We start from the raw sequence: 15,849 nt of genomic DNA on the forward strand, positions 1-15,849 counted from the left end.
CCCTTGGCCGGGTCCCAGGGGCACATCACGAGCGCCCTCTCAACTCGGAGGCGGTGTCTGTCGCGGTGGCGGGTCTGGCCAGGTCACGGGGTTTCCGCAAGAAGGGGCTCACGTTTCGTCGCAAGCATGGACAGACCCCCCAGGTCATCAACTTCCAGCTCTCGCGAGGGAACACAGCGGCCGAAGGAGACTTCTACGTCAACATTGGGATCTCGTTCGATGCGGTGACCGCGCTGGGAGGTAGCACCACGGGACTGCTCATGATCGCCGGCGAGGCAGTTCACTTCGGAGTTCGGCTCGAGGAGCTTGCTCCGGGGGCTCCGGCTCAGTGGGACGTCACGCAACAGACGGACGCTCAAGCGCTGGGAGAACGGCTGGGGGCAACGCTCGCGCCTGTCATCGATCGGCTCGAGCCGATTGAGTCTCCTGCCAGCATGCTGCGGGAGTTCTCTCTCGACGAGGGAACTCAACGCATCCTGCGCGCGGAGTTGGAGTACGTCGGCGGCAACTTCAACGCCGCACTCGCCGAGCTGAAGCTCGTCGCCGCTGAGTTCGCGGATCGACGGGGGATGTCCGTCGAGAGCCTCATTGAAAGGTACTGCCTGCACGAACTGAAACCACTGCTTTCGTGACCGACTGCCCTTCAGAGGGCCGGCAGCAGGATGACGATGAGCAGGTCCCACAGGGAGTGACTCACCGAAGAGGCCACGAGGCTGCGGCGCCACTCGGCGAGCAGCCCCCACGCAAGAGACGTAGGGAACGCCGCGAGCGCCAACAACGGCTCACGGAAGGCGAGCAGCACGAGGCTCGACAGCACCGCGGCCACCAGTGCGCCCCCAACACGCCCGAGCTTCGGCCTCAGGGCCTGTTGCACCGCTCCGCGCCAGAACAGTTCCTCCGCCGGGGCAATGACCAGTGCCAGCGCCAACGCCGCTCCGAGTGAGCCTGTACCAAACGTCGCGTAGATGGCCGTCAGCGGCTCGCAGAGGACGTTCGTGAAACCTCCGCACATCGCCCACAGCACCGCCCGCGAGCCCACGTACAGCACTCCCGCCAGCGCCACGCCCCACAGTACGTCCGCGCGTCTTGGGACGAGACGAGCTCTCCCCTCCTCCCCGAGCGCCTTCCACGAGAGCACGTTCCACAGCGCGCAGTAGAGCGCGGCCCAGAGGAAGAAGCGCTGCGGGTGCACGTGAACCAGCGCGGTCCACGGGAGCACGGCCAGCGCAGCCGCCACGAACCAACCCAGGTGACGGATACCCTCACCCCGTCCCTCTCCCGGTGGGCGAGGGGATATGGGCTCAGTCGAGATCACGGTCCCTCAGCAATGCCTCGGCGGCCCGGCGTCCAGACACCATGGCTCCCTCGATGGAGCCGTTCTCCCGGTAGTCTCCACAGACGTACAGGCCCGGTGACAACCGCACCTTCCGGTGGGGCTCCTCGAAGGCCTCGGGCGGCTGGGCCGGCAAGGCGTTCGGAATCGCGTACGTGCGCAGGTGCCTCCACTTCGCCACCTGCCCGCCGAACCACTCCGTGAGCTGCTCGCGCACCCGCGCCTCCAGCGTCTCCGCGTCCCCTGCTGGCTCCAGCACCGACACCGACACGAGCGCCTGTCCCTCCGGCGCGTACGTGGGCGCCACCTCGCTCATCACCGCGAGGTTGTTCACCGGCCCCCTCCCCTCTCCGTTCAGCACCAGGTAGGGCCCTCGCACCGGCGGCTCCGGCGCGGCGAAGTACAGGCACGTCACCGCGTTCATCTTCCTCGGCGGCATGCCGGGCAACAGCTCCTCCGCAGCGGGCGCATCCGTCGCCACCACCACCGCGTCGGCCTCCTCTCTCGCCCCCGTGGCCAGCCTCACCCGGTGGCCCCACGCCTCCTCCACCGGCGTGTTCAGCTTCACCACGCCGAAGGGCAGCTTCGCCGCCAGCTGCTCGGGAATGGCTCCCATGCCCCGCGCCGGCACCACCGTGGCGCCCGTGGTGAACATCCGGAAGACGAACTCCAGCACCCGGCTCGAGGTGCGCAGCTCTTTCTCCAGGAAGATGCCCCCGAAGAAGGGCCGGAAGAACGTCTCCACCATCTCATCGGAGAAGCCCACGTCGCGCAGGTACTCCCGAGACGGACCCTGCTTGCGGTGGAACACGTCCTCCACCGGGCCCGCCAGTGCCTGCTGGCGCAAGTCAAGAACGTGCAACTTGTCGGCGAGGGAGCCCACCGGATTGAAGGCGTGCACCGCAGCTTGCAGCGGCCGGCGGAACGGGTCCGCCACCTTGTGCAGCTTCCCCGCACGCCACACCAGCGCCCCCGGGAAGAATCGCTGGAAGTCGAGCGCCTTCGCATCCAACCACCGCTGCGGCTCCGGATAAGCGGTGAGGAACACCTGGAAGCCTCGGTCCAGCAGGAAGCCGTCCACCGAGTCCGTGCGCACGCGGCCTCCCACTCCGTCGCTCGCCTCCAGCACTCGCACCTTCACCTTGGCCTGATGAAGCACCCGGGCGCACGTCAATCCCGCCAACCCCGCCCCCACCACGATGACGCTCGGCTTCGCCAAGGCGCACCCTCCGTAAAGATGAAAATTCCCCCCTCCTACATTGATTCCCACATACCGCCCAGCGACACTCTTCGGGAATTTTGGGAAGACGTGGTTGGCTATTCTTCCTACGAGTCGCTCCCCCTCCTTACTAGAGGCAGTACGTGGCACGGCTGGAGTAGGCACACATGACGCTCAAGGAAGCGCTGGGCAGGGTGGTGGGTCGGCGAGACCTGACCCGCGAGGAGATGACCCGCATCATGGGACAGATGCTCGCCGGAGAGGCCACTCCCGCACAGGTGGGTGCCTTCGCGGTCGCGTTGCGGATGAAGGGAGAGACCGAGGACGAAATCCTCGGCGCAGCGGAGGCCATGCGAGCCTGCGCCACGCGCATCCACCCCAAGGCCCAGGTGGTGTTGGACACCTGCGGCACGGGCGGAGATGGAGCGCACACCTTCAACATCTCCACCGCCGTGGCCTTCGTCGCCGCGGGCGCGGGGGTGACGGTGGCCAAGCATGGCAACCGGGCGGTGTCCTCGCGCTGTGGCAGCTCGGACGTGCTGGCCGCGCTGGGCGTGCCCATGGACCGAGCGCACGAGCAAGTGACGCGCGACGTGGACGAGCACGGAGTGGGCTTTCTCTTCGCTCCCTCGCACCACAGCGCCATGCGGCACGTGGCACCCGCGCGGCGCGAAATTGGCCTGCACACCCTCTTCAACCTGCTGGGGCCGCTGACCAACCCGGCCGGCGCGCGCTACCAGCTGCTCGGCACCTTCGCGGGCGAGCGACTGGAGCAGACGGCCCGAGTGCTGTCCAAGCTGGGCAGCAAGCGGGCGTGGGTGGTGCACGGCCGGGACGGGCTGGACGAGATTTCTCCCTGCACGGCCTCGGACGTGGCGGAGCTGCGCGAGGACGGCACGGTGCGGACCTTCTCCATCTCCCCGGAGGACGCGGGGCTCGAGCGAGTGCCGCCCGAGGCCATCGCTGGCGGGGACGTGGAGGACAACGCCCGGCGCCTCAAGGCGCTGCTGGCCGGTGAGCGCTCCGGTGTGCGCACGGCGGTGCTGCTCAACGCGGCCGCGGCGCTGGTGGTGGTGGGCAAGGCGGCGGACCTGAAGGAAGGCGTGCTGCGAGCGGTGGAGTCCATCGACTCCGGCGCCGCGGCGGCCAAGCTGCAAGCCCTCGTGGGCGGAGGCACTTCATGAGCGCGCCCGAGACGGACAAGCTCGCGGCCATCTTCGAGCGCAAGCGCCGGGAGCTCGCCGCGCGCAAGCCACTGGTGGCCCGCACGCCCCGCCCGCCCTCGCGAGACTTCGCGGCCGCCCTCACCCAGCACCGGGCCGGGCTGCCGGTGAATGTCATCGCCGAGGTGAAGCGCCGCAGCCCCTCGGGCGGCAACTTCCCGCATCAGGACCTCGTCGCAGTGGCGAAGGCGTATGAGGCCGCCGGGGCCAGTGCGGTGAGCGTGCTCACGGACGACGTGGACTTCGGGGGCAGCCTCGAGGACCTGCTCCAGGTGCGCGCGGCCATCTCGCTGCCGGTGCTGCGCAAGGACTTCCTGGTGGCGCCGCAGGAGGTGGAGGAGAGCGCGGCGCTCGGCGCGGACGCGGTGTTGCTCATCGCGGACGCGCTGGAGGATGGGCCGCTCGCGGAGATGGTGGCGGCGGCGAAGTCCTGCCGGGTGGCGGCTCTCGTCGAGGCCCACACGCAGGAGCACGCCGAGCGAGCGCTGAAGGCAGGCGCGGAGCTGGTGGGCATCAACAACCGGAACCTGGCCACGCTGCGCACCGACATCAACACGGCCCTGAAGGTCATCCCCACGCTGCGCAGCCGGGCCAAGGCGCTGGTGGCGGAGAGCGGCCTGAAGACGCGCGAGGACTTCGCGGCGGCGCGGGCCTCGGGAGCCGACGCCGTGCTGGTGGGCGAGTCCCTGCTGCGCGACGCGGAGCCGGGCCGTGCACTGGCGCGACTGCTCGCGGGGGCACCGTGAGCACGCGGGTGAAGATCTGCGGCATCACCCGAGTGGAGGACGCGCGGATGGCCTGGGCCGCGGGCGCGGACGCGCTGGGGCTCAACTTCTACCTGCGCTCGCCCCGGTACGTGACGCCAGAGGTGGCAGCAGCCCTGGCGCGCACCCGGCCGGCGCTGGGCGCGGTGGTGGGCGTCTTCGTCAACGAGTCGCCGGACGTCATCCGCGCACGGGTGCGCGACTGCGGGCTGACGTCGGTGCAGTTGCACGGTGACGAGCCGCCCGAGGCCTGCGCGGGCTACGGCGTGCCGATCATCAAGGCCCTGCGAGTACGAGGCCCCGAGGACGTGGAGAAGGCGCGCACCTACGTGGGCGCGGGCGACGTGGCCACGCTGCTGCTGGACGGGGCGGCGCCGGGCTACGGGGGTGGTGGCGTGGGGTTCGACTGGTCGCTGGTGGCACGGCTGGCGGATGCGGGCGTGCCGGTGCTGGTGGCCGGAGGACTCAATCCCGGCAATGTGCGGGAAGCCGTGCGGGCCACGCGGCCCTATGGCGTGGATGTGGCGAGCGGGGTGGAAGTCAGCCCCGGCGTCAAGGATGCGGAAGCGGTGCGCGCCTTCGTGCGCGCCGTGAAGACCCTGGCATGGGAGTGATGGAGAACATGGACACGCAAACCGCCCCGGGCCGCTTCGGGCGTTATGGCGGCCGTTACGTGCCGGAGACGCTGGTGCCGGCGCTGCTGGAGTTGGAGCAGGCCTATGCCGAGGCCCGCAAGGACCCGGCCTTCGACGAGCAGGTGGCGCAGGTGCTGCGCGAGTTCGTCGGGCGCGAGACGCCCCTGACGCCCGCACGCCGGCTCACCGAGCTGTGGGGAGGCGCCGAGGTGTGGCTCAAGCGCGAGGACCTCGCGCACACGGGCGCCCATAAAATCAACAACACCATCGGCCAGGTGCTGCTCGCCAAGCGCATGGGCAAGAAGCGCGTCATCGCGGAGACGGGCGCGGGACAGCACGGCGTGGCCACCGCCACCGCGTGCGCCCTGTTCGGCCTGTCCTGCGAGGTCTACATGGGCGCGCTGGACGTGGAGCGCCAGGCGCTCAACGTCTTCCGCATGAAGGCGCTCGGGGCCACGGTGCGCCCGGTGGAGTCGGGCTCGCGCACGCTCAAGGACGCGATGAACGAAGCCATGCGCACCTGGGTGGCGCAGGTGGAGGACACCTACTACGTGATTGGGAGCGCGGCCGGTCCGCACCCCTACCCCACCATCGTCCGGGACTTCCAGTCCATCATCGGCCGCGAGGTGCGCACGCAGTCGCTGGTGGCCTTCGGCAAGCTGCCGGATGCCATCATCGCGTGCATCGGCGGCGGCTCGAACGCCATCGGCATCCTCCACCCCTTCATCGAGGACACGGGCGTGCGCCTGGTGGGAGTGGAGGCCGGTGGCCACGGCCTGGATTCGGGTCAGCACGGCGCGTCCCTGACGAAGGGGACCGAGGGCGTGCTGCACGGCTCGCGCTCGCTGGTGCTGCAGGACGAGAACGGGCAGATCATCGAGGCCCACTCCATCTCCGCGGGCCTGGACTACCCGGGCGTGGGGCCGGAGCTGGCGCACCTGGCGAAGACGGGACGGATGGAGGTGCGCACCGCCACGGACGACGAGGCGCTGGCGGCCTTCTACCAGGTGTCCCGCACCGAGGGGATTCTCCCCGCGCTGGAGTCCTCGCACGCCTTCGCGCGCGCGGGCGAGCTGGCGCGTGAGCTGGGCAAGGGCAAGTACCTGGTCATCAACTGCTCGGGCCGCGGAGACAAGGACGTGGCCACCATCGCGGCGCGGGGCATTCCCGCCGCCGTCCAGGAGAAAGCATGAGCGGCGAGATTGCGGACGCGTTCGCCCGGGCGAAGGCCCGTGGTGAGGGCGCGCTGGTGGCGTACGCCATGGCGGGAGACCCGGACCTGGCCCGCTCGGTGGACGTGTTCGCCGCGTGCGTGGAAGGTGGCGCGGACATCCTCGAGATTGGCGTGGCGTTCAGCGATCCCATCGCGGACGGCCCGGTCATCCAGGCCGCGTCCGAGCGGGCGCTGAAGGCCGGCTCCACGCTGAAGCGGGTGCTGGACGAGGTGGTGCCGGCGGTGCGCGCGCGCTGCCCGAATACGCCCCTGGTGGTGATGACGTACGTCAACGTGGTGATGGCCCTGGGTGAGGAGCGCTACGCGAAGCTGGCCCGGGAGCGCGGGGTAGCGGGCACCATCCTGCCGGACCTGCCTCCCGAGGAGAGCGCGGACATCCGTGCGGCCTTCGACAAGGAGGGGCTGGAGCTCATCCCCTTGTGCGCGCCCACGACGCCGCCTGCGCGGGCCGAGGCCATCGCGAAGGACGCGCGAGGCTTCGTCTACTGCGTGTCGGTGGCGGGCGTGACGGGCATGCGCGCGGAGCTGCCGGCGAACCTCTCCGAGCGGCTAGAGATGGTGCGGCGCTCGTCGCCGGTGCCGGTGGTGGCGGGCTTCGGCATCTCCAACGCCGAGCAGGCTCGGGTGGTGGGTGCCCATGCGGATGGCGTGGTGGTAGGCAGCGCCATCGTCCGCGCGGCGCAGGCCGATGGGCCCGCGGCGGCCCGTCAGGTATGCGCTGAAATCAAGCGCGGCCTGAAGCGCTGAGCCGCATCTCCCCGCGCCCCTCCCCTCCCTTCCTCCCTCTCCCTCTGGGAGAGGGTCGGGGTGAGGGTCTTCCCAGCCAGGTGCGCCCTCAGTCCGACGAACTTCCCGTGATGACCACACACCGCCGCTGCGCGCGATGGTGGAGCACATAGGCGAAGGACCAGAACACGACGTAGCCCGGCAGACCCCTCTCATCGGGATAGGAATGGAGCTCCGCCTCTGGATAGGGGATGAGCTCCGCCAGACCGCGCCAGAACGCCGGGAGCAACTCCTGCTCCAACTTTTCCCGGCGAGCGGCGGTGAACTGCGGGCCAGCAGCCTCGTCGCCCTCGTAGCGCAGGCAGGAGTCGACGTCGGTCTTCATCTCCTCCAGCGAGACCTGCCTGACGTGCACAAGGTGCGGCTGACTCTCCGGGTAGCACGCCAGCATCACCTCGTTCAGGGGCAGCTCAGCCCCCGGCAGGTCGAGCGCCTTCACATCGAGCGTGATGCTGTAGTTGAAGCCAGACACGAGCCGCTCGAGCTGACGCAGCACCTTGGACACGGGCCGGACCTTCGCCTTGTCGACCTCTCGGAGGATGTTGAGCATCGTCACGGTATCTCCGTGGAACATCAATCACAGCAGTAGGCATCAACCCCTTCTTGGGGCCCAGCGGACGACTGGAAGACTATGGGGGCGAGCGGACGAAGCCGATGTTGCGGTCGAGCTCACGAAAGCCCAGCGAGGCGTACAGCTCGACCGAGGCGGCGTTGTCAGGCAGCGCGTAGATGACCGCCGAGCGAGCACCCGCCACCTGCAGGCATCGCAAGGCCTCCTGTGAGACGGCACGCGCGAGCCCGAGCCGGCGGTACGCGGGCGCCGTGCCCACCGGCTCCAGCTCGCCCACGAGGTTGTCTGGATCGAGCCAGCCCAAGGCCATCGCCGCGAGCGCCCCCTCGGGCGCGACCGCGACCACGTCGAGCTCAGGGCGGTAGTGGCGCGCGCTGCACATCAGGTGCGCGTAGACCTCGGTGGACACCCGCTCCGAACCAAACGCGGCCCGGTGCACCGCGGCGCGCGCGGCGGCCTCGGACAGCCCGGCGACAGCTCGCACGTGGAAGCCCCGGGGCAGCGATGGCACCTCGAGCGGCGTATCGAGTTCGCGAAACAGGTGCAGGTAGCACGCGGAGGTGGGATGCAACCCGGCGGCCCTTAGCGCACGGGAGAGCGGCTCGTTGCTCGCGAGCGCCCACGCATGGAGCGGGCGACCGGGTTGCTCGCCGTTGCCAGACATGCGCAGCCGCGCCTCCCCCCACGCCACCATTTCGGCGACCACGGCGACACAGTGCTCGCGTGGGTGCACGAGGATGTCGAGGTCGCCATTCGGCAAGAACCACGCGAAGCCCACCAGGAGCCCGCTGGCCTCCCAGAGTCGGATGTTCGCGCTGGCATCCACCGTCGCCCTTCGATACAGCCGCCAATCGAGGTCACCCACGGTGCACTCGACACGCGGGCCGTGTTGCCGCCACGCCTCGCGGACGAGGGCATGCATACGGGACAGGTCCGCCTCGCCGGTGTAGCCGCGAGACGTCAGAGCAGGGAGCGTCACGCTCCCGACCCTAGCAGCGCACGCGGAAGTATGAGCTTTCCAGGGGGAGTTCCGCCGAGCCCCCGTGCGGTGGCAGAGTGCGCCCGTCCCGAGAGGAATGCCATGAAGCCACGCTCCCCCGTGCTCGTCCTCGTTCGCCATGGAGACACCGCCTGGAGCCGCAGCGGCCAGCATACCGGCCGCACGGACATCCCTCTGCTGGAGGAGGGACGACGCATGGCCACCCGGCTGCGCGAGCCACTGCGCGCCTGGGACTTCGCCGCGGTGTGGACCAGCCCCCTGAGCCGAGCCAGCGAGACGTGCGCCCTCGCTGGCTACGGTGACGTGGCCCAACTGCGCTCGGACCTGATGGAGTGGGACTACGGCTCCTTCGAGGGAAAGACCAAGGTGGAGATCCGCACCACCAGCCCCAACTGGACACTGTGGACAGATGGCGTGCCGTGCGGTGAGTCCGCGCGGGACGTAGGAGCACGTGCGGACCGCGTCATCGCCGAAGCCCGCTCCGTGGGGGGTAACGTGCTGCTCTTCGCCCACGGCCATCTGCTGCGAGTGCTCGCCGCCCGCTGGCTCGGGCTGCCTCCGACCGAGGGACGCCTCTTCGTGCTGAGCACCGCCTCCATCAGCGTGCTCGGCCTGGACAGCGACGCGGACCAACAGGTCCTCCAGCTCTGGAACGACACCACCCATCTGAGTGGCTGAGAACAGGCGCAGGGGGGTCCATTCCCTCCGGTGCGCGGCCGGGTCTAGGCTTCGGAAACTCACTCCGAGTCCTGCCCATGGCCGACAAACCCAACATCTACTCGCCCGAGATCTGGAACGACCCGCACCCCTTCTATTCCACCCTGCGGCGTGAAGCGCCGGTCAGCCAGGTGGAGCCGGGAGGCATGTGGGCGGTGACCCGTTACGAGGACGTGCTCTACATCCTCAAGAATCCGCAGCTCTTCTCGTCCGAGGGCTTCCGCCCCGCCGTTCAGCCAGCCTGGCTCGAACAAGGCAACCCGGTGGCCAACTCCCTCCTGATGATGGACCCTCCGACGCACACCCGCTTGCGCGCGCTCATCACCCGGACCTTTTCCGCGCCGGGCGTGTCCCGCCTCGAGTCCTACATCCGCGACTCGGCCGAGTCGATCGTCGCCGACATGCTGGCGCGCCGCCGGGTGGACTTCATGGAGACGATGGCCCTGACGCTGCCCTCGCGCGCCATGAGCGCGCTGCTGGGACTGGACGCCTCGCTGGCGCCGCGCTTCAGGAGCTGGGCGGATGCGGTGACGGAAGTCGGCGTCATCTCCCCGGAGGACACCCAGAAGCGGGCCGAGCTGGTCGCCGGCCTGGACGATATGAGGCACCACCTCAACGGGGTCCTGGAGCTGCGCCGGCGCGAGCCCGGAAACGACGTGGTGACGGATCTGCTCCAGGCGCGCGCGCAAGGCGGGGTGATGTCGGATGACGAGCTGCTGGGCTTCCTCGTCCTGCTGCTCGTCGCGGGGCTGGAGACGACGTACAACCTGCTGGGGCTCTGCGCGCTGATGGTGGCGGACAACCCGGACATCTGGGCGCGGCTGAAGAAGGACCGGACGCTCGTGCCCAAATTCGTCGAGGAGGTGCTGCGCTTCCATTCCCCCTCACAGTCCACCATCCGCACCACCACCCAGGAGACGGAGCTGGGCGGAGTGCGGCTGCCCAAGGGCGCCACGGTGATGGTGCAGTTCGTCTCGGCCAACCGGGACGAGTCGGTCTACGCCAACGCCCACCACTTCGACATGGAGCGCACGGGCGTCCCGAGCCTGGCCTTCGGCCAGGGCATCCACTTCTGCGTAGGTGCACCCCTGGCCCGGTTGGAGGTGCGCCTGGCGATGGAGGCGCTGCTCGCGCGGTGTGACCGGCTGGTGCGCGAGCCCGGTCCGGTGAAGTGGAACGTGGCCATCACCACCCGCGGACCCGCGGTGCTTCCCGTGGAGCTGATCCCAGCCTGAACAGCAGGAGCGGCGATGGAGCGCGCACCGCCACTCCTTGGGGCCCCCAATTTTGACTTTGATTCTCACATTCGCTATCGAGCCGACCATTCGACGAACGTAGGCGAAAGGGCCGCACATGAAGAAGCTGGGCTGGATGGCACTGGTGGCGGGGGCGCTGGCCTCCACGGGTTGCGGGACGGATCCACTGGAGGAGTCGCGGGCGCAGCCGGTGGTGGAGCGCTACGCGGCGCTGGTGAATGAGAACTACACGGACGCGGTGACGAAGGCGAAGGAGCTGCAGACGGCGGTGAATGTCTTCGTGGCGGACCCCACCGAGGCGAAGCTGGCGGCGGCGCGCAATGCGTGGCTCGCGTCGCGTCCTTCCTACGGCCAGAGCGAGGCCTTCCGCTTCTACGGCGGCCCCATCGACAACGAGGACACGGGCCCCGAGGGCCGCATCAACGCCTGGCCGCTGGACGAGGCGTATATCGACTCGGTGGAGGGCGCTCCGGAGGCCGGCATCATCAACGCCACCACCGAGTACCCCACGCTCACCGAGGAGCTGCTGATCTCCCTCAACGAGCGCGATGGTGAGACGAACATCGCCACCGGCTACCACGCCATCGAGTTCCTGCTGTGGGGCCAGGACCGGAGCACGACGGGCCCGGGCAACCGGCCGGCCTCGGACTTCGAGGACGGGGGCACGGCGCCAACGCCGCGCGCCGCCGCGAGTACCTGAAGCTCGCGACGGACCTGCTGGTGAAGGACCTGGAGTCGGTGAAGGCGCAGTGGGCCCCGGGCGCGAGCAACTACGCGAAGGAGTTCAGCGCGCAGGAGCTGGAGGAGTCGGTGCTGGCGATGCTCACCGGCCTGGGCAGCCTGAGCGGCGCCGAGCTGTCCGGCGAGCGGATGACGGTGGCCTACGACAACAAGGACCAGGAGGACGAGCACTCCTGCTTCAGCGATAACACGAAGGCGGACCTGTACGCCAACGCGCTCGGCATCCAGAACGTGTACCTGGGACGCTACGGCTCCCAGGACGGCAAGGGCCTGGACGAGCTCGTCGCGGCGGTGGACCCGAAGCTGGACGAGGAGCTGAAGAAGCGCCTGCAGGCCAGCATCGACGCCATCCAGGCGATTCCCGGCCCGTTCGACCAGGCCATCCTCGGCGCGGACAATAGCGAGGGCCGCCAGAAGGTGAAGGCGGCCATCGAGGCCCTGGAGGCGCAGACGGAGACGCTCGTCGACGTGGCCACCGCGCTGGGCATCACGCTCAACCTGGAGTGAGAACGACTCATGCGGCGCACGATCAGCCTGTTGCTCCTCCTCGCCTGCGCCTGCGGTGAGGAGGGGCCGGAGCCGGGCGAGGAACTATCCGGCGGAGCCACCACCGTCCACGACACCACGCGCAACGCCTTCACACTGGCGGCGCGCAACCTCCAGGGTGACCGACGCGATGCCTTCTTCACCGGCAACGCGCTCTTCAACCGCAACTGGGTGACGGCCCCCTCCTCCACCGAGGGTCTGGACGGGTTGGGTCCCACCTTCAACGCGCCCTCGTGCGCCGCATGCCACTTCAAGGACGGGCGCGGCAAGCCCCCGACCGAGCCGGACGAGAAGCCGCTGTCGCTGCTCTTCCGGTTGAGCATCCCCGGGCAAGACGTCCACGGCGGGCCGCTCGGGGACCCTACCTATGGCGGGCAGCTCCAGCCCCAGTCCATCCTCGGCGTGCCCAAGGAGGGCGAGGTGACCCTCACGCACTCGCTTCGCGACGGCCGATACGAGGACGGGACGGGGTACTCCTTGGAGGAGCCACACTACACGCTCGCGAACCTGGCCTTCGGCCCCGTACACCCGGAGCTGATGATGAGCCCGCGGGTGGCTCCGGTCATGGTGGGGCTCGGCCTGCTGGAGGCCATCCCGGACGCGACGCTGGAGGCGCTCGCGGATCCGGACGACAGCAATGGAGATGGCATCTCCGGACGCATCAACCATGTCTGGGACGTGGAGCACCGCGAGCTGCGCGTGGGCCGCTTCGGCTGGAAGGCCAATCAGCCGTCCCTGCGCCAGCAGAATGCGGGCGCCTTCCGCGGAGACATCGGCATCACCTCGGACCTGTTCCCCGAGGAGGACTGCCCTCCCGCGCAGGAGGCCTGCCGCACCTCGATCTCAGGAGGAACGCCCGAGCTGGAAGCGCGGAAGCTGGAGCAGCTCACGTTCTACACGCAGATGCTGGCCGTGCCCGCACGCCGGGACGTGGACAAGCCCGAGGTGCTGCGCGGACGGCGCCTCTTCCGGGAGCTCGACTGCGCGAAGTGCCACGTGCCGCGCCATGAGACAGGCACGGTCGCGGATGCGCCGGAGCTGTCGAAGCAGATCATCTTCCCGTACACGGACCTGCTGCTGCATGACATGGGGCCAGAGCTGGCCGATGGCCGCCCGGACTTCGAGGCCACGGGGAACGAGTGGCGCACGCCGCCGCTGTGGGGTATCGGGCTGGTGGAGACGGTCAACCGCCACACGCGTTTCCTGCACGATGGCCGAGCCCGCTCGCTGGAGGAGGCTATTCTCTGGCACGGTGGCGAGGCCGAGCGTTCGCGAGAGCGCTTCCGCACCCTGTCCGCCACCGATCGCACCGCGCTGCTGCGCTTCCTGGAGTCGCTGTGAGCCCCATCCTGCGCCGTCTCATTCCCCCCACCCTCCTGCTGTCTCTCGCCGTGGCGAGCTGCGGCGACTCCCAGGGCACTGCCCTGCGCTCGGCCTTCCTGAAGGAGCTGGCCGGGGACGTGGCCCTTCCCACGTACCGGGACTTCAGCACGCGCACGGAGACGCTGGCCGGAGCGCTCACGGCGCTGGAGGCCACCCCCACGGAGACCACGCTCACCGAGGCCCGCGCTGCCTGGAGAGAGACGCGTGGGGCGTGGCTGCGACAGGAAGCCTTCCGCATCGGCCCGGCCGAGGAGCGGCACACGTCGGCCGCGGTGAACCAGGTGCCCTCCACGACGGGCATCGACAGCCTGCTGGCGGAGGACACGCCGCTCACCGAGACCTCCGTCGCGGAGCAGGGTGCGAACCGCAAGGGCATGCTCGCCATCGAGTACTTGCTCTTCGACGCGGCGGCCTTGGAGGAAAGCAACGCGGGCACGCGCCGTCGGACGTACCTGAAGGCGCTCGGGGCCGTGCTGCGAACGGAGGCAGCAGCGGTGCTCGCCGCGTGGGAGCCCGAGCAGGACAACTACGTCGCACAGCTCTCCACCGCGGGGAATGACGGGAGCACCTACGCCACGCAGAAGGAGGCAGTGGATACGGTGGTCAACCGGCTCATCTTCAGCGTGGAGGTAGCGGAGCAGAAGCTGTCGAAGCCCCTCGGCTTCGAGACGGGAGGCACGGTCCGTCCGGAGCTGGAGGAGGCGCGGCGCAGCGACAACTCGCTGAAGGACCTGGAGAACGCGGTGCTGGGCATGGAGCGCGTCTGGCTGGGAGCGAACGGGAGCGGAGGACTCTCGAAGGTGGTGGCCGCCACCAACAAGCAGGTGGACGAGACGGTGCGCGGGGATCTGGCGGCGGTGCGCTCGGCGTTGGAGGCCATTCCGCCCCCGTTGCGTACGGCACTGACCAACGACCGCGAGTCGGTGGAGAACGCCCGAGCAGCACTCGCAACGCTCCGAGCCACGCTCGCCTCCGAGGTCGTGTCGAACCTGGGAGTGACGCTCAAGTTCAACGACAACGATGGAGACTGAGCAGCAAACTCCCCTCGCCCACCGGGAGAGGGGCGGGGGTGAGGGTATCGAGCGCCCCGGGTTCCCCCTCCGCGCGCTCCACCAGCGGCTCAGCGAATCCCTCTTCACCCCCGTGGATCCATCCTCGCTGGTGGCCTACCGGGTCATCTTCGGGCTGCTGATGGTGGTCGCCGTGGCGCGCTTCTTCGCGTACGGGTGGATCCACGAGCACTACCTCGCGCCGAAGGTGCTCTTTCCCTACGCAGGACTCGAGTGGATCCGCCCATGGCCGGGCGTGGGTATGTACCTCCACTTCGCACTGATGGGGCTGGGGGCGCTGGGCATCACGCTGGGCGTGGCGTACCGAGCGAGCGCGCTCACGTTCCTACTGACCTTCACGTACGCGCACCTCATCGACAAGACGTACTACCTCAACCACTACTACTTCATCTCGCTGGCGGGGCTGCTGCTGGTGGTGCTGCCGTTGGACATGAAGGGGCGGACGCACGTGCCCGCCTGGTGGATGTGGCTGCTGCGAGGGCAAGTGGGGCTTGTGTACTTCTTCGGCGGGGTAGCGAAGCTGAAGAGCGACTGGCTCGTCCATGCTCAGCCGATGAAGATCTGGCTGGCGGCGAGCACGGACCTGCCGGTGCTTGGACGACTCTTCGAACAACCCTGGGCGCCACACGCCTTCAGCATCGCCGGAGCGGTGTTTGATCTGTGCGTGGTGCCCGCGCTGCTGTGGAGGCGGACACGGTGGCTGGCCTACGCAGCCGTGGTGGGCTTCCACGTCATCACGCGGATGCTCTTCCCCATCGGCATGTTCCCATGGCTGATGATGGCGGGCGCCCTGCTCTTCTTCCCGCCTGACTGGCCTCGGCGGCTCGCGAGCTGGCTGCGGCGCGAGCCGATGAAAGCCGCCACTCCCGAGCCATCCCCTGCGTTGCCCTCAAGGCGCGCCTGGACGGGCCCCGCGCTGGCGGTGGTGTTCCTTGGGGTGCAGTTCCTCATGCCGATGCGGCATCTGCTCTACCCGGGCGACGTGATGTGGACGGAGGAGGGCTACCGCTTCTCGTGGAACGTCATGCTGATGGAGAAGAACGGCGTGGCCGAGTTCCGCGTCAGCGAACCCGCCACCGGGAAGCGGTGGGTGGTGCCTCCGAGCCAGCACCTCTCGCCCTACCAGGTAAAGATGATGGCCACGCAGCCGGACATGCTGCTGACCTTCGCGCACTACCTGTCCCACCACTTCGCCGAGCAGGGACACCCGAGCGTGGAAGTACACGTAGACGCCTTCGCGAGCCTCAATGGCCGGCCGCGCCAGCGGCTCGTGGACCCCACGGTGAACCTGGCCGCAGTAGGACCGTGGGACGATCTCCACGGATGGGTGCTACCCTTCCGTGAGGTGGCTCCGCCCTAGCGAGGAAGCTT

The 15,849-nt window shown here is 69.1% G+C and carries 17 protein-coding genes; 13 read left to right on the top strand and 4 right to left on the bottom strand.

All coding sequences use genetic code 11. The features are described from left to right. The first annotated feature begins 53 nt into the window (after window positions 1–53). Window positions 54–632, top strand: a complete 579-nt coding sequence (locus OV287_RS44605; RefSeq protein ID WP_267540149.1) for a DUF4304 domain-containing protein — start codon at window positions 54–56, stop codon at window positions 630–632. 11 nt (window positions 633–643) lie between these two features. Here the strand turns inward: OV287_RS44605 and OV287_RS44610 are convergent, their stop codons facing one another. Both OV287_RS44610 and OV287_RS44615 read right to left on the bottom strand, forming a co-directional pair. Continuing rightward, window positions 644–1,237, bottom strand: a complete 594-nt coding sequence (locus tag OV287_RS44610) for a CPBP family intramembrane glutamic endopeptidase (RefSeq protein ID WP_267540150.1) — start codon at window positions 1,235–1,237, stop codon at window positions 644–646. Between the two features lie 64 nt (window positions 1,238–1,301). Continuing rightward, window positions 1,302–2,552 (bottom strand): NAD(P)/FAD-dependent oxidoreductase, encoded by a 1,251-nt coding sequence (locus OV287_RS44615; protein WP_267540151.1) that lies wholly within the window; start codon window positions 2,550–2,552, stop codon window positions 1,302–1,304. 167 nt (window positions 2,553–2,719) lie between these two features. Here OV287_RS44615 and trpD point away from each other — a divergent pair, with 167 nt between their 5' ends. The 5 genes from trpD to trpA are packed head-to-tail and all read left to right on the top strand — an operon-like array spanning window position 2,720 to window position 7,155. Beyond that, complete coding sequence (gene trpD / locus OV287_RS44620) at window positions 2,720–3,736, top strand: anthranilate phosphoribosyltransferase (protein WP_267540152.1); 1,017 nt, start codon at window positions 2,720–2,722, stop codon at window positions 3,734–3,736. Further along, the gene (locus OV287_RS44625; RefSeq protein WP_267540153.1) at window positions 3,733–4,521 is read left to right on the top strand and encodes an indole-3-glycerol phosphate synthase TrpC; all 789 of its coding nucleotides are present in this window, start codon (window positions 3,733–3,735) and stop codon (window positions 4,519–4,521) included. The genes trpD and OV287_RS44625 overlap by 4 nt, the downstream gene beginning before the upstream one ends. Continuing rightward, window positions 4,518–5,153, top strand: a complete 636-nt coding sequence (locus OV287_RS44630) for a phosphoribosylanthranilate isomerase (RefSeq protein WP_267540154.1) — start codon at window positions 4,518–4,520, stop codon at window positions 5,151–5,153. Before OV287_RS44625 ends, OV287_RS44630 begins: the two co-directional genes overlap by 4 nt. An 8-nt stretch (window positions 5,154–5,161) precedes the next feature. Then, entirely contained in the window at window positions 5,162–6,367 is a 1,206-nt protein-coding gene (trpB, locus tag OV287_RS44635; RefSeq protein WP_267540155.1) for a tryptophan synthase subunit beta, read from the top strand. Continuing rightward, window positions 6,364–7,155, top strand: coding sequence for a tryptophan synthase subunit alpha (trpA, locus tag OV287_RS44640; protein WP_267540156.1), 792 nt, complete (start codon window positions 6,364–6,366; stop codon window positions 7,153–7,155). Before trpB ends, trpA begins: the two co-directional genes overlap by 4 nt. An 88-nt stretch (window positions 7,156–7,243) precedes the next feature. Here trpA and OV287_RS44645 read toward each other — a convergent pair whose 3' ends face one another. Next, the gene (locus OV287_RS44645) at window positions 7,244–7,750 is read right to left on the bottom strand and encodes a hypothetical protein (protein ID WP_267540157.1); all 507 of its coding nucleotides are present in this window, start codon (window positions 7,748–7,750) and stop codon (window positions 7,244–7,246) included. 73 nt (window positions 7,751–7,823) lie between these two features. After that, window positions 7,824–8,744: a GNAT family N-acetyltransferase gene (locus tag OV287_RS44650; RefSeq protein WP_267540158.1), complete on the bottom strand. Its 921-nt coding sequence runs from the start codon at window positions 8,742–8,744 to the stop codon at window positions 7,824–7,826. A gap of 102 nt (window positions 8,745–8,846) precedes the next feature. Between OV287_RS44650 and OV287_RS44655 the strand changes: the two genes are divergently transcribed. The 7 genes from OV287_RS44655 to OV287_RS44685 all read left to right on the top strand — a co-directional run bounded on the left by OV287_RS44655 (window position 8,847) and on the right by OV287_RS44685 (window position 15,838). Continuing rightward, window positions 8,847–9,443, top strand: a complete 597-nt coding sequence (locus tag OV287_RS44655) for a histidine phosphatase family protein (RefSeq protein WP_267540159.1) — start codon at window positions 8,847–8,849, stop codon at window positions 9,441–9,443. 77 nt (window positions 9,444–9,520) lie between these two features. Next, complete coding sequence (locus OV287_RS44660) at window positions 9,521–10,717, top strand: cytochrome P450 (RefSeq protein WP_267540160.1); 1,197 nt, start codon at window positions 9,521–9,523, stop codon at window positions 10,715–10,717. Window positions 10,718–10,835: 118 nt separating this feature from the next. Next, window positions 10,836–11,438 (top strand): imelysin family protein, encoded by a 603-nt coding sequence (locus OV287_RS44665; RefSeq protein ID WP_267540161.1) that lies wholly within the window; start codon window positions 10,836–10,838, stop codon window positions 11,436–11,438. Then, a complete protein-coding gene (locus OV287_RS44670) occupies window positions 11,336–11,986 on the top strand; it encodes an imelysin family protein (protein ID WP_267540162.1) in 651 nt (216 codons plus the stop codon). Before OV287_RS44665 ends, OV287_RS44670 begins: the two co-directional genes overlap by 103 nt. A gap of 9 nt (window positions 11,987–11,995) precedes the next feature. Continuing rightward, the gene (locus OV287_RS44675) at window positions 11,996–13,366 is read left to right on the top strand and encodes a di-heme oxidoreductase family protein (RefSeq protein WP_267540163.1); all 1,371 of its coding nucleotides are present in this window, start codon (window positions 11,996–11,998) and stop codon (window positions 13,364–13,366) included. Further along, complete coding sequence (locus OV287_RS44680) at window positions 13,363–14,439, top strand: imelysin family protein (protein ID WP_267540164.1); 1,077 nt, start codon at window positions 13,363–13,365, stop codon at window positions 14,437–14,439. Before OV287_RS44675 ends, OV287_RS44680 begins: the two co-directional genes overlap by 4 nt. Before the next feature lie 112 nt (window positions 14,440–14,551). Then, window positions 14,552–15,838 (top strand): HTTM domain-containing protein, encoded by a 1,287-nt coding sequence (locus OV287_RS44685; RefSeq protein ID WP_267540165.1) that lies wholly within the window; start codon window positions 14,552–14,554, stop codon window positions 15,836–15,838. Window positions 15,839–15,849: the final 11 nt, after the last annotated feature.

Origin of the sequence: Archangium lansingense (assembly GCF_026626635.1) — a bacterium.
Taxonomy (GTDB): Bacteria; Myxococcota; Myxococcia; order Myxococcales; family Myxococcaceae; genus Archangium; species Archangium lansingense.

Bases quoted from the DNA above. Each gene is read 5' to 3' on its own strand.
- OV287_RS44665 (WP_267540161.1), top strand. From the start codon at position 10,836: ATGAAGAAGCTGGGCTGGATGGCACTGGTGGCGGGGGCGCTGGCCTCC.
- OV287_RS44660 (WP_267540160.1), top strand. From the start codon at position 9,521: ATGGCCGACAAACCCAACATCTACTCGCCCGAGATCTGGAACGACCCG.
- OV287_RS44655 (WP_267540159.1), top strand. From the start codon at position 8,847: ATGAAGCCACGCTCCCCCGTGCTCGTCCTCGTTCGCCATGGAGACACC.
- OV287_RS44625 (WP_267540153.1), top strand. From the start codon at position 3,733: ATGAGCGCGCCCGAGACGGACAAGCTCGCGGCCATCTTCGAGCGCAAG.
- trpA (WP_267540156.1), top strand. From the start codon at position 6,364: ATGAGCGGCGAGATTGCGGACGCGTTCGCCCGGGCGAAGGCCCGTGGT.
- trpB (WP_267540155.1), top strand. From the start codon at position 5,162: ATGGACACGCAAACCGCCCCGGGCCGCTTCGGGCGTTATGGCGGCCGT.
- trpD (WP_267540152.1), top strand. From the start codon at position 2,720: ATGACGCTCAAGGAAGCGCTGGGCAGGGTGGTGGGTCGGCGAGACCTG.
- OV287_RS44675 (WP_267540163.1), top strand. From the start codon at position 11,996: ATGCGGCGCACGATCAGCCTGTTGCTCCTCCTCGCCTGCGCCTGCGGT.